General features: G+C 40.8%; 12 protein-coding genes. 5 read left to right on the forward strand and 7 right to left on the reverse strand.

The annotated features are described in order from the left end of the window. Positions 1-544: 544 nt before the first annotated feature. Positions 545-1549: a phosphoribulokinase gene (locus U2718_RS33360; RefSeq protein WP_341993698.1), complete on the forward strand. Its 1005-nt coding sequence runs from the start codon at positions 545-547 to the stop codon at positions 1547-1549. 2 nt (positions 1550-1551) lie between these two features. Here U2718_RS33360 and U2718_RS33365 read toward each other — a convergent pair whose 3' ends face one another. Then, positions 1552-1674 (reverse strand): hypothetical protein, encoded by a 123-nt coding sequence (locus U2718_RS33365; RefSeq protein WP_341993699.1) that lies wholly within the window; start codon positions 1672-1674, stop codon positions 1552-1554. A gap of 137 nt (positions 1675-1811) precedes the next feature. Between U2718_RS33365 and metK the strand changes: the two genes are divergently transcribed. Together metK and U2718_RS33375 are read left to right on the forward strand one after the other, a co-directional pair. Beyond that, the gene (gene metK / locus U2718_RS33370) at positions 1812-3071 is read left to right on the forward strand and encodes a methionine adenosyltransferase (protein WP_341993701.1); all 1260 of its coding nucleotides are present in this window, start codon (positions 1812-1814) and stop codon (positions 3069-3071) included. A 423-nt stretch (positions 3072-3494) separates the two neighbouring features. Then, positions 3495-5168: an ATP-binding protein gene (locus U2718_RS33375; protein ID WP_341993702.1), complete on the forward strand. Its 1674-nt coding sequence runs from the start codon at positions 3495-3497 to the stop codon at positions 5166-5168. A gap of 107 nt (positions 5169-5275) precedes the next feature. On the opposite strand, the gene U2718_RS33380 is transcribed toward U2718_RS33375, so the two are convergent. From U2718_RS33380 to sufB, 4 genes are all read right to left on the reverse strand, one after another. Continuing rightward, positions 5276-6538 carry a cysteine desulfurase gene (locus tag U2718_RS33380; protein WP_341993703.1) on the reverse strand — a complete coding sequence of 421 codons (1263 nt, stop codon included), beginning with the start codon at positions 6536-6538 and terminating at the stop codon, positions 5276-5278. A 118-nt stretch (positions 6539-6656) separates the two neighbouring features. Beyond that, positions 6657-8021 carry a Fe-S cluster assembly protein SufD gene (sufD, locus tag U2718_RS33385; RefSeq protein WP_341993704.1) on the reverse strand — a complete coding sequence of 455 codons (1365 nt, stop codon included), beginning with the start codon at positions 8019-8021 and terminating at the stop codon, positions 6657-6659. Then, positions 8021-8809, reverse strand: a complete 789-nt coding sequence (gene sufC / locus U2718_RS33390) for a Fe-S cluster assembly ATPase SufC (protein WP_341993705.1) — start codon at positions 8807-8809, stop codon at positions 8021-8023. Before sufC ends, sufD begins: the two co-directional genes overlap by 1 nt. Before the next feature lie 121 nt (positions 8810-8930). Continuing rightward, complete coding sequence (sufB, locus tag U2718_RS33395) at positions 8931-10367, reverse strand: Fe-S cluster assembly protein SufB (RefSeq protein WP_341993706.1); 1437 nt, start codon at positions 10365-10367, stop codon at positions 8931-8933. A 223-nt stretch (positions 10368-10590) separates the two neighbouring features. On the opposite strand from sufB, the gene sufR reads away from it, so the two are divergent. Together sufR and U2718_RS33405 are read left to right on the forward strand one after the other, a co-directional pair. Continuing rightward, positions 10591-11265, forward strand: coding sequence for an iron-sulfur cluster biosynthesis transcriptional regulator SufR (sufR, locus tag U2718_RS33400; protein ID WP_341993774.1), 675 nt, complete (start codon positions 10591-10593; stop codon positions 11263-11265). 130 nt (positions 11266-11395) lie between these two features. Next, positions 11396-11656: a hypothetical protein gene (locus tag U2718_RS33405; protein WP_341993707.1), complete on the forward strand. Its 261-nt coding sequence runs from the start codon at positions 11396-11398 to the stop codon at positions 11654-11656. A 148-nt stretch (positions 11657-11804) separates the two neighbouring features. Here the strand turns inward: U2718_RS33405 and U2718_RS33410 are convergent, their stop codons facing one another. After that, positions 11805-12443 carry a hypothetical protein gene (locus tag U2718_RS33410; protein ID WP_341993708.1) on the reverse strand — a complete coding sequence of 213 codons (639 nt, stop codon included), beginning with the start codon at positions 12441-12443 and terminating at the stop codon, positions 11805-11807. Positions 12444-12931: 488 nt separating this feature from the next. Then, positions 12932-13258, reverse strand: a complete 327-nt coding sequence (locus U2718_RS33415) for a YbjQ family protein (protein ID WP_341993709.1) — start codon at positions 13256-13258, stop codon at positions 12932-12934. Positions 13259-13848: the final 590 nt, after the last annotated feature.

A 13848-nucleotide genomic window follows, 5' to 3' on the forward strand; every position in this document is an offset into this window, starting at 1 on the left:
ACAAACATACTGTTAAAGATGTTGCTGTTTTATGCTATCCAATAGTGTTTTACTTCTTCAGATAGATAAAAAATACCGCTTTAAATATCTACATAAAGTAAGCTGTTCACTGTAAAATAAAAAATAATTTTTGAAAAGCAAAAAACACTTTGATATTGCACTAAAAATTAAAAATCTGAGAATCACAAGCTACATCTTTAAACTGCTCAACTTTCTAGAGAGCAGATGACAGGATGTAATTTTATAGCTGGAATCCTCTACCTAGTGTGATCCCACAAACATCATTCTTCCAGCTAGTAAGCCTTGTATAGAGCACTCCCTTCTGTTAGAATTCAATAATCACTAGGACTAAATACTTACCAGCAATGCTTTTAGGCATTGCTAGACGGGTAACACTCACAACTTTAATGTCTACCCGTCAAATGTCTTATGGCGCTGCTGAGTGGCAATAACGCAGGATAAACCAGAGGGGTAAACTCCTGGCTTCATGTCTTCAGGTGTGAAAAATATTGTTTGACTCAACTTTAGTAACCAAAGGAGATTTATGACTAATAAGCCGGAACGCGTGGTATTGATTGGAGTAGCCGGAGACTCCGGATGTGGTAAATCTACGTTTTTGCGTCGTCTTATAGATCTATTCGGTGAAGAATTAATGACAGTCATCTGTTTGGATGACTATCATTGTCTTGACAGAAAACAGCGTAAAGAAACAGGAATAACTGCTTTAGATCCAAGAGCAAATAATTTTGACCTGATGTATGAGCAAATCAAAGCGCTCAAAGAAGGTCAATCTATAATGAAGCCGATTTATAACCACGAAACCGGTTTAATCGATCCTCCAGAGTTAATAGAACCTAATCACATTTTAGTAATTGAAGGTTTGCATCCTTTATACGATGAGCGCGTGCGATCGCTAATTGACTTCAGTGTCTATTTTGATATTAGTGATGAAGTCAAAATCGCTTGGAAAATCCAGCGAGACATGGCAGAGCGCGGTCACAATTATGAAGATGTTTTAGCTCAAATCAATTCCCGTAAACCAGATTTTCAAAAGTACATTGAGCCACAAAGAGAATTTGCTGATGTAGTTCTTCAGGTACTACCCACCAACCTGATTAAAGAGGATAAAGAACGTAAAGTTCTGCGGGTACGGATGCTACAGCGCGAGGGTAAGGAGGGCTTTGAGCCGGTTTATCTATTCGATGAAGGTTCCACAATTCACTGGACTCCCTGCGGGCGCAAGCTGACTTGTTCCTATCCTGGGATGCAAATGTACTATGGTTCGGATGTATACTACGGTCGCTACGTCTCAGTATTAGAAGTAGATGGTCAATTTGATAACCTAGATGAAGTAATTTATATTGAAACCCATCTAAGTAACACTTCTACCAAGTACCAAGGCGAGATGACTCACTTATTGCTCCAACACCGTGAGTACCCTGGTTCTAATAACGGTACTGGTTTATTCCAAGTCCTGACAGGCTTGAAAATGCGTGCTACCTACGAGCGTTTGACAGCAAAGGAAGTGAAAATGGCAGTTCAAGTCTAAAGCTAAATACTTGTGTCAAATGTCTTGGGGACGCTGTTGCGTCCTCCTTTTTTATGGGCGATCGCACAAGTTGGATATTCAGCAAAAAACACCTCAGTTGTAGCTAGTTTAAGGACAAGTAGCATCAATAAGTGATTTTGATAAAGTTCGTGTGTATCTGGAACTGCTAATTGTGAAAATATTGATATGATCGCAGATTAAGGTAGCTGATTTAAATGTCAATATTGAATCAGCTACGTAACCTTTTTAGGAGGATTAAAAATTGTCTCGACGTTATCTATTTACCTCCGAGTCAGTTACTGAGGGTCATCCAGACAAAATCTGCGATCAGATTTCTGATGCAATCCTAGATGCCTTACTTACACAAGATCCTAGTAGCCGAGTTGCGGCTGAGGTTGTTGTCAATACTGGCTTGGTGCTAATCACTGGTGAAATTACCACCAAAACTAACGCCAATTATGTAAACATCGTCCGCAAGAAAATTGCTGAGATCGGCTACACTGATGCCGTCAACGGCTTCTGTGCTAATAGTTGCTCAGTCATGGTAGCCTTGGACGAACAATCACCTGATATTGCCCAAGGTGTAAACGACGCCCAAGAAGCTCGTCAGGATAGTGAAGAACTTTTTGACAAGATTGGTGCGGGCGATCAGGGTATCATGTTTGGCTTTGCTTGTAACGAAACACCAGAATTGATGCCTTTACCTATCAGTCTCGCTCACCGCATTGCTCGCCGACTGGCGGCAGTTCGTAAGACTGGCGATCTACCATACCTACGTCCTGATGGTAAAACTCAGGTTAGCGTTGTTTATGAAGATGGACGTCCTGTAGGCATTGACACAATCTTGATCTCGACACAGCATACACCGACCATTGGTGAAATTACTGATGAAGCAGCAGTGCAAGCCAAAATCAAACAAGATCTTTGGTCAGCGGTAGTCCAACCTGTGTTTGGGGACTTAACCATTCAGCCAGATGAGAATACCCGCTTTTTAGTTAATCCTACAGGTAAATTTGTCATTGGCGGACCACAAGGAGATTCTGGTTTAACTGGGCGCAAAATTATTGTCGATACCTACGGCGGCTATTCCAGGCACGGCGGCGGAGCGTTTTCTGGCAAAGATCCCACAAAAGTAGACCGCAGCGCGGCTTACGCTTGTAGATATGCAGCAAAAAACATTGTTGCTGCGGGATTGGCAGAAAAATGCGAAGTTCAGCTTAGTTATGCCATTGGTGTAGCGCGTCCTGTAAGTATTATGGTCGATACCTTTGGTACCAGCAAAGTTGATGAGCAAATTTTGCTCGATTTAATCCAAGAGCATTTTGAACTGCGTCCAGCAGGGATTATCCATGTCTTTAATTTACGTAACCTGCCCAGTGAGCGAGGCGGACGTTTTTATCAGGACGTCGCTGCTTATGGTCACTTTGGCCGGACTGATTTAGACTTGCCTTGGGAGCGTACTGATAAAGCGGAACTGTTGAAGGGAGCAGTGAGCAAGCAATTATCAGCAGCGATCGCCTAACCCTAAACTTAAGAGCAAAAAGTGAAAGTCAAAAATTGTGATACTTGACTTTTAGCTTTGCCAACTCGCCCTCTTTGTCTGTCAAGATAGAGAGGGCTTGAGCTTGAAAATAGGGGCGCTTGAAGAGGACAAGGGGAGGGGGAGAGGGGGAGACAAGGGTAATCGTAATTCGCGATCCTTCTCCTTGTCTGCTTGTCCCCTTGTCCCCGTGTCCTCTTCAGTCCCCAATCTGGTTTGTCAAAAATTTATATATATAAAAACTACTTAAATATCATCAATACCACGCTTACTATATAGAGAGTGAGGAGTGGCTCTTGTTATAAAAATAATGTAGACGGTTATTTTGGCGGGAGTGCGACAGAGATTTGAGGCATACAAACTCAAAAGCCAACCGCTGTTGACAGCAGTTCATAAAACAAAAAAGTGTCAGTCGATCAGCCCTCTACCGACGAACTCCCGACTATAGAATTTCCCTCACGAGGGAAATTGAAAGCTAGTTCTTGGCGCATTCATCAAAAAATAGGTTATGGCTATTTTCTAGCCATTGGAATTGGCTGTCTTGGTTCTGTTGCTGGATTAATAGTCGCGAACTACTACCGAGCGCGAGAAATCAGGCAATTTAATCATGCCCATTTCCAAACACAAATGCTGATTGGTTATAGAGATGCGGTGATTGGAGCACAATTACATAGCGCCTACCTGCCTGCTGTAATAGAAGATCCACAAAGACTAGCGAGCACACAAGCCGAATTTTTAAGAAATATTGATGAAACAAAGAACATTGAACGTAAAATCATAGATTTTTTAGAGAGTAAACCAAGAAGATTGGCAGCGACTGAAGCCACTTTAAAGACTTTATTACAAACTTACGCGACTACTTTAAATGCTTACGTTCAGCAAATCAATGCGATTTTAGAACCTATCAACGAGCAGCAGTTACAGTCTGAACAATTAGTAGCAGTACAAAGTCAATTGCTGGCTGTCATGGGTGGTGAGAAAGCTGCGCGTTTAGATCAACTATCTGGACAATTAACCAATATCCTCCAAAGTGCTCAACAGCAAGAGCAGGCAATGACTATAGATGTCGAACAAGCAAAAGGCATTGAGAGATTAATAGTTATAGCTAGTATGCTTGTGTCGGTAGGAGTCGCTGCTGTTGTGGCTTGGCGTACTTCCCGTGCGATCGCTGAACCAGTGATCACTGTGACTCAAGTTGCTGAACAGGTAGCACAAAAATCAAATTTTGATTTACGAGCACCGATTACCACAGAAGATGAAATTGGTTTGCTTGCCAAATCTCTCAATCGCCTGATTGAGCAAGTATCTAAGCATACTAAAGAACTAGAAAATGCCAAGGAACTTGCAGAAGCTGCCAGTAAGGCAAAAAGTCAGTTTTTGGCTAATATTAGCCATGAATTACGTACCCCACTGAATGCGATTATTGGTTTAAGTCAACTGCTAAAAGATGATGCTGTTGATATGGGGTTAGCAGAAGATTTTATCAATGATCTTGATTCTATTAACTCTGCTGGTAAACATCTGTTGACATTGATTAACGACATTCTTGACTTGTCGAAAATTGAAGCGGGTAAAATGACTTTTTACTCAGAGACATTTGACTTAATGACGTTAATTAATAATGTCGTCCTCACTGTTAAACCGTTGGTGGAGAAAAATGGCAATGTTTTAGAAATTGACTATGAGCATGAATTGGGCATCATGCATACCGATCAGACTAAACTACGGCAGGTACTTTACAACCTACTGAGTAACGCAGCCAAATTTACTACTAATGGTAAAGTCAGGCTGAAAATAAAGCGGGAAAAAGTTTACTCAGTAGAGGAAGAGACTAGTGGCAAGATTACTTTTGTCGTCAGTGACACAGGTATTGGTATGTCTCAAAAGCAACAACAGCAGTTATTTCAACCCTTTACCCAAGGAGACGCATCCACGACAAAAAAATATGGCGGTACCGGTCTAGGTTTAGCAATTAGCCGCCACTTTTGCCATATGATGGGAGGTGAAATTTTTGTCACCAGCGAGCAAGGTATCGGTTCTACTTTCACTGTAAGGTTACCGATTGTTGCTAAAGAGTAATAGGGGATAGGGAATAGGGTACAGGGTAAAGGTGACAGGGAAAGAAAATTTCCTGTGAATGACTGTCTGGAAAATAGAGACTAGAAATTAGGGAATAGAGGTTTGTCTTAATCGAAGATTCCAGTAAAAAAGTCAATAGTTTCCTTTAATGCCTTGATGAAAACATCTATTTCCTCATGGGTATTGTAGAAAGATAAACTTGCCCGTGCAGTACCAGCAGCACCTAAGTACCGATGTAATGGTTGTGTACAGTGATGCCCCGAACGGATGGCAATCCCTTCTTGATCTAATAATGTTGATAAGTCGTTAGCGTGGACTTCTGCCACAGTGAATGCAGCCAGAGATGCCCTACCTTCACCTTTAGCATTTGGTTTAGGGCCATAGATTTTAATTTGAGGGATTTTTTCTAATTGTTGGAATAAATAAGCAGTTAATTCTGCTTCATAGGCGTGAATTTTATCCATGCCAATGGCGCTCAAATAGTCCACTGCTGCACCAAGAGCGATCGCTTCTCCAATGGCAGGTGTTCCAGCCTCAAATTTGTGTGGTAAATCTGCGTAGGTAGAATAGTCTAAAAACACTTCCGCAATCATTTCACCACCTCCTAAAAAAGGCGGCATCGCTTGCAGCAGTTCTAACTTACCATATAAAAAGCCAACTCCAGTCGTGGCGAACATTTTATGACCGGATGCCACCAACCAGTCACAATCAATTTGCTGTACGTCAACAGGCAGATGAGGCACACTTTGGCAAGCATCAATTAATACTTTTGCACCAAAGTTATGTGCTAGACTGCAAATTTCTTGCACAGGATTAATACAACCCAAAGTGTTGGAAACATGGACTATTGACACTAATTTTGTGTTCTCAGAAAGCAACTTCTGAAACTGTTCCAAATCAAAAGTTTCTTCTAATGTCAGTTCCACATACTTGAGTACCGCACCCGTTTTGGCAGCGACAAATTGCCAGGGAACGATATTGCTGTGGTGTTCCATCACCGATAGAATAATTTCGTCTCCCTGCTGTAAATTGTTCATACCCCAGCTATAAGCAACTAAGTTAATTGCCTCAGTTGCATTGCGGGTGAAGACAATTTCTTGGCGCGATTTAGCATTAACAAATTTAGCAACTTTGTCTCGCGCTGCTTCGTAGGCATCTGTAGCCTTGGCACTAAGAGTATGTACGCCGCGATGTACGTTGGCGTTGTACTGCTCATAGTAATCTCGCAGTGTATCTATTACAAGCAAAGGCTTTTGAGATGTGGCAGCGTTATCGAAATAAACTAAGGGTTTACCGTTGACTTCCTGATGTAATATGGGGAAGTCAAAACGAACTTTTTCAGCAAGGGTTAGTTCTTGAGTAAAGGTCATGTCTAATTAGTTAATAGTTATTAGTCATTAGGGGCGGGTTTTACCCGTTCATTAGTGGCAGGGCAGATACAATTTCTCATCAAACCCGCCCGTACATATAGTCAATAAGTCAATAGATTTAAGCTTTAGACTGTAGACTATTGACGGATTGTGTGAGTCTTTCGCGCAAAGAGGCTACAGGAATTTGATTAATAATTTCAGCTGCGAAGGCATTAATTAATAAGTTGCGTGCATCTTGTTCATCGATTCCTCGGCTTTGCAGATAGAAGATTTCATCATCTTCTAGTTGGCTGACAGTGGCACCGTGAGCGCACTTTACATTATCTGCTGTAATTTCTAGCTGTGGTTTGGTATCAATTCTGGCTTTAGATGATAACAGCAAATTACGATTCAACTGTGATGCATCTGTTAACTGTGCGGGTTTAGGGACAAAAACTTTGCCGTTGAAGACAGCATGAGCGCGATCGCCTACTATGGTTTTATGTAATTGCTGAGTTGTACCGTGAGGATAGTTAAGTGCGATCGCACTGTGTGTATCTGCCAGTTGATTACCAGTGATAATCGTCAATCCATTCAGGGTGGTTTCCGTTTCCTCGCCAGTTTGTAAGATTTCGAGATTGTGCCGCGATAACTTTGCACCCAAAGAAATGGCATTACACGTATAGCGACTGTAACGTGCTTGAGTAACAGCAGTTTTCCCAATATGAAAAGCTTCTGTACTATCCAACTCCAAGCGCGTGTGATTTACCTGAGCATTTTCCTCAACAAAAATCTCCGTCACCGCATTGGTAAAGTAAACTTCTTCCTTCGCGTTCTTTGCGTCTTGATGGTTTTTATACTCTTCCACCAAAGTCACCTGCGCTCCAGTTTCTACTACCACCAAGCAACGTGGTAAAGAAATTGTCGCTACATCCCCAGCCGCAATAAACATCAAATGTACTGGTGTCTCTACCACTACATTTTTAGGCACCCAAATCACTGCCACATCGTTGATTCCAGCAGTATTAAGGGCAGTAAACACTTCCAGCGCTCCTTCAGACTGAGCTAAATATTTCTGCACACGCTGGCTATAGGCTAAAGGCAAATCAGCTAAATTGCTTATTACCACCCTATCCGGCAAAGAAGCGATCGCTGATAATTCTGGTGCATAGCTACCGTTAACGAATACCAAGCGAGAGTTAGCAGTTTCCGGCAGAGTTTCTGGTTGTACAGATACACCACTAGGTGTTTGTACGCTAAATTTTACCTGCCGTAGATCCGACAAATCAGTAAAGCGCCATTCTTCATCGCGAGTTGTAGGAAGAGTCGAGCGACGCAACCAACTACCAGCGCGATCGCGCACCTGTTGCAACCAACCTTCTGTTTTTGATGCGCTTACCAGATCTAGTAACTCAGTTAGATCAGCATCTCGATCTAGCAAAGTAGCTGCCAAACTGACTTCACTTGAGTTCGGTATAGGACTAGGTGAAACTGAAATTGTCATTATACACCCACCTCAATCGCAGCTTCTTCTAACAGCCAGTCATATCCACGGGTTTCTAATTCCAGCGCCAACTCCTTACCACCAGACTTAATTATCCGTCCATGTGCCATCACGTGTACGTAATCCGGCACAATGTAGTTGAGTAAGCGCTGGTAATGGGTAATCATAATCGTGGCATTTTCTGGGCTAGTCAACTGATTAACACCATTAGCCACTATTTTTAATGCGTCAATATCTAAACCAGAATCTGTTTCATCCAAAATTGCCAACTTCGGTTCTAATAGCGCCATTTGCAAAATTTCATTCCGCTTTTTCTCGCCACCAGAAAAACCTTCATTCACACTTCGATTGAGGAAAGCAGCATCCATTTTCACCACTTCCAACTTTTCCTCTACCAGATCGTCAAAATCAAACGCATCCAATTCCTCTAAACCCTGTCCTTTCCGGCGAGAATTATAAGCGACGCGCAAGAAATCCAAATTGCTGACACCAGGAATTTCTAAAGGATACTGAAACGCCAAAAATATACCAGTTCTGGCGCGTTCTTCTGGTTCCATTTCTAAAAGATTTTGTCCTTGAAAAATTACCTCACCGCCAGTCACTTCATACGCCGGATGCCCAGCCAGCACTTTAGAAAAAGTACTCTTGCCAGAACCATTTGGCCCCATAATCGCATGGATTTCTCCTAAGCGTACCTCAAGATTTACACCCTTGAGAATTGGCGTCCCATCAACTTCGGCTGTCAAATCACGAACTGACAGCACAACTTCACTATTTTCAACTATCATGTTCTCTCTCTATTACTTCTCTTTACTCTGCGCTCTCTGTGTCACGGCGGTTTTTTTATTTCCATCACAAATGCACACAAGATAAATCATCTGTGTTTATCGGTGTGCATCTGTGTTCGATTTATCCAACACTACCTTCCAACTTCAAACTCAACAGCTTATCAGCTTCCACAGCAAATTCCATCGGCAGATGATTAAACACATCCTTACAGAAGCCGCTAATCATCAGCTTCACTGCATCTTCTGCCGAAATACCTCGCTGTGCGAAATAAAACAGTTGATCCTCTCCTATTTTGGAAGTAGAGGCTTCGTGTTCTACTTTGGCTGTATTATTCTGGACTTGAATGTAAGGGAAAGTATTGGCATGGGCATTATCCCCAATTAGCATAGAGTCGCATTGAGAATAATTTCGTGCTTTTTGGGCTTTAGGGCCGATTTTTACCAAACCTCGATAGCTATTGCTTGATTTACCAGCAGAAATCCCTTTAGAAATAATGGTGCTGCGAGTATTTTTACCAATGTGAACCATTTTTGTGCCAGTATCGGCTTGCTGCATATTATTTGTTAACGCCACAGAGTAAAACTCACCAACGGAGTTATCACCCACCAGTACACAGCTAGGATACTTCCAAGTAATAGCAGAACCAGTTTCCACCTGCGTCCAAGAAATCTTGGAATTCACACCTTGGCACAAGCCGCGCTTGGTGACGAAGTTGTAAATACCGCCTTTGCCGCTTTCATCTCCGGCATACCAATTTTGTACTGTGGAGTACTTAATTTCTGCGTTGTCGAGAGCAACAAGCTCTACAACTGCAGCGTGCAGTTGGTTGCTGTCGTACATCGGTGCGGTACAGCCTTCTAAGTAAGATACGTAGCTGTCTTCTTCGGCAACAATCAATGTCCGTTCAAATTGTCCTGTCTCACCATTATTAATGCGGAAGTATGTGGACAATTCCATCGGGCATTTCACACCTTTGGGAATGTAGACAAAGGAACCATCACTGAATACAGCAGAGTTTAATGCCGCAAAGTAGTTATCGGCGATTGGCACTACGCTACCCAGATACTTTTGCATTAATTCTGGGTATTCTTGTACGGCTTCAGAAATCGAGCAGAAAATTACTCCTTCTTTGAGGAGTTTTTCCTTGAAGGTAGTGGCGACAGAAACACTATCAAAAATCGCATCTACAGCGACATTTGCCAGTCGCTTCTGTTCTGAGAGGGGAATGCCTAATTTCTCAAAGGTTTCCAAAAGGGTAGGATCTACTTCTTCCAAGCTTTGCTTCTTAGCTTTTTGCTTTGGTGCTGAATAGTAGATAATATTTTGATAATCTATCGATGGATACTTGACACTAGGCCAAGTTGGTTCTGTCATCTTTTGCCACTGACGGTAAGCTCGCAGGCGGAATTCCAGCATAAACTCTGGCTCGTTCTTCTTCGCGGAGATCATGCGGATAATGTCCTCATTTAATCCACGAGGAATGGTGTCTGCCTCGATATTTGTAACGAAGCCATATTTGTAGGGCTGGTTGACTAAAGTTTTGACAGTGGCACTCATTGCTTATAGTCTCTCGTGTTCGCAAAATCAATCTCTTTAAGGCTGGAAGACGGGATATTGCTGGGCAATTCCCATATCGTGTTACCAATTGGTCACACGGCTGTTAGAATAAGGATAACTACTAAAACAACAGCTATGTTGTTTAACCCATCTTCATTTTAAGCTAGATTAACAACAATATTGTTGTCAAAGTGAAATTTTCTAATAAAATTTTGGGACGATGATGGCGACTACCCACCAGTCCTCAACTAAGCAAGATATACTCCAGTATCTCCTGAAACACATCCAAGCAACGGCTTTGGAGCTTGCCACTGCTCTAGATATTAGTCCGCAAGCGATTCGTCGTCATCTCAAAGACTTGGAAGCAGAGCAGTTAATTGTCTATTCATCGGTACAAGCGGGAATGGGACGCCCGCAGCACGTCTATAAATTAAGTAGTAAAGGCAGCGATCGCTTACGTGGAGAATACGCTGATAGCTATGGCGAGTTTGCTGTTTCTTTACTAGATGCTTTAGCAGAAACGGTAGGACACGACCAAGTCAGTACAATCTTAAAAAAACAATGGCAGCGTAAAACACAAGAATATCGAGAACGCTTGGGTAACGGCTCGTTAAGTGATCGCGTTGCAATCTTAGTGGAACTGAGAAAAGCTGAAGGCTACATGGCGGAGTGCCACCCTATAGATGCTTCTAACAGTCGCGATCGCTTTATCATCACTGAGCATAACTGCGCTATTTCTAACGTTGCAGAGTCTTTCCCCAGTGTTTGTGTTCACGAATTAGAAATGTTTGCCGCCGTTTTGCCGGATTGCACAGTAGAACGTACTCACTGGATAATTAACGGTGAGCATCGTTGTGGGTATCTAGTACAAGCAAGAAAAAATAGACTTAATGAATAAATAACTGAATTGTTATTATCACTCTATGTCATAGATTATTGGTAATTGGTAATTGCTTTTACGAATTGGGAATAATTAATGAAGCCATTACCTATTTACGATTTTAAAATGGCGAGTTTTAGATTTAGTTATGAATTTTCCACCAGCGCAACCGTCAGAACAATTTTTAACTTCAGAAGAGTCAGCAAAAGTAGATGCTGCTTTGCTTTCCTCACCAGAAAAGTTTTTGACAAGATTGACTATTTCATCACTTAAACTTTTAAAGTACATTGCCACTGAGTACAATGTCCCAGTTGAAGATTTAACCTCAGAGCAAGTAATTGCGTGGTTTGAAAAAGATGGCAAGATTAGACGAGAGCAGGGTTTGGAAGCAGCATATTTAAAGTGGTAAATAGTTAAGTAGATATTAGTGAAGTTATTTTTTATTGATTACTAAACTCACTAGCTACTAACCTTAACCAAATAGTAAAAAGCACCTTTTTCTAGGTGCTAAAATCTACGGTTTCTTAAGTTTATCTAGATGCTCTCAATTTTGTGAACTACGCCCTATAGTTTTGTCCATTACGAGGGCTGCGAGCACCAACAACAGCTCCGATCATCGAAGCAATTAATCCTAACAAAGAACCAAATACAAACCACCACAAACCTGAACGTACATTCGCTGCAATTTCGCGAGCTTGTTGAGCGCTGACTTGAGGCGCTTGTTGTGGTACATTTAAGCCACCTGGCTGTTGAACTTGGTTAAGAACTGCCGCTGCGTTTGAAGCTGCAACTCCAAAAGCACCCGATACACCACTTGCAAGCAACCAAGAGCTAACTGCTAAAGTTGTTGCCCAGAGTATCGCACCATTGAGAAGGGCTGTATTGCGATTCATAGGGCCACAAGCGCGAGCTGTTACCCAACCACCAGTAAATAGGGAAATCAACAAAGCGATAGTTGACCAAATTCCAACATTACCAGCAACATCAGGTGAAATTGTTCTTGGTCTACCCGAACCTTCAACTGCACCTGCCCCTAATGCGCCAATAATGGCACTTAAAATCAATTGAGTTGCAATGGCAATTAACAAACCGGAAAGAATAGGACCCCAACGAACACGATCATGGTAATCAACTACTCTAGCAGCTACAGCAGGTTCATTAATAACATCGTCACCTACACGATTTACATAAGACATAAGGTATAGTCTCCTGACTCTTTATTCTTGATGATTTTCGCTATTTTTATGCTTATCTTAAAATTAAATTGCTATCTCTAAATTTGAATATCTATCAATAGAAAGAGTTACTCTCTCTATCTTTAGCAATAAAACATATCTTGCTTTTATTGCATTTGATATAAGCTTCTTTTTAAGAATGCAATATCCACGTCATCAAGAACTACTAGAGCTTATGAAATATTACAAAAAGTAAAGCTTAGATAATTATACAGTTTATCAAAATCAGTATAAAAATTGCCTGACATTATTAAGCTATTTGATAGCAATATGTATAAAACAAAAATGATTTTTGATAAGTATGAGCTTGATTATTAGTAAGCTGTTCTTTAAAACCTCTAAGGCTAAAGCTCAAAAAAAGTACTAATACCAATCTTATGTATAGTTAAGTTTAATTATTTTTGGCTAACTAAAAAAACTGGTATTAATACTAAATCAATCTTAACTGCTTAACGTATCTTTACAGCAGTTCCTGTCGCAGTAATTAACAACAGAACACCCGATTGATCAACGTTGATTGTGCCAGTGTCAATTTCAATACCAATAACAGCATCTGCACCTAAACGAAGTGCTCGTTGCTCTAATTCTGTTAGTGCTTTCCTTTGGCCTTCTTCAAATAGGCGCTCGTAGCTGCCAGTACGTCCCCCAATAATATCTCTCAAGCTAGCAAAAAAATCTCGTAGGAAATTGCTACCATAAACGACTTCTGCTGTCACAATACCTAAGTATGAATCAACAATAACACCTTGAATCACATCAGTCGTAGTTAAAATCATAGATTACCCTTAAAACCCAACTATTAACTAATGTTAATTTAGAATTCATATATACAAGAGAAATAAAATATAGTTTTTGTCAGCATTAGTGTTATTACTCAGTTAACTTATATAGACCTACCTAAGATGTAGAAGTTAGGAAGTGAGAATTAAATAGTTAAATAATAACAATGAATGTGTTACATATTTTTGCAAAACACTGTTTCTGTCTGATTTATTTGATAAGCTATAAGTTATATCTACAAGCTTTGTTTAACTTAAATTAAATTTACTGTTCTAGAATACTAGGTTAAAAGACGTAGTGTTAAATATATATTGTCTCAAACTCTAGCATCAGTACCTTTGATGGGGAATTTTTAGCCATAATTATCTTGCTTTCAAGTTTATAATTATACTTAACTTAAAAATTATAATTTTAGATTGTGTATTGAAGATAATTAAGCAGGTATAACTGAAATTTTAAATATTAATTTTTAGACAGTATATAGAAACAGTCTTTTACCTCCCAACAGATACGCCGTACCGACAGTAAGCACGTAGCGAATTCTATAAGTAATCGCCTAGCGCAACATCTTAACGATATATGTCTC

This window comes from Chlorogloeopsis sp. ULAP02 (assembly GCF_038404745.2).
GTDB lineage: Bacteria > Cyanobacteriota > Cyanobacteriia > Cyanobacteriales > Nostocaceae > Chlorogloeopsis.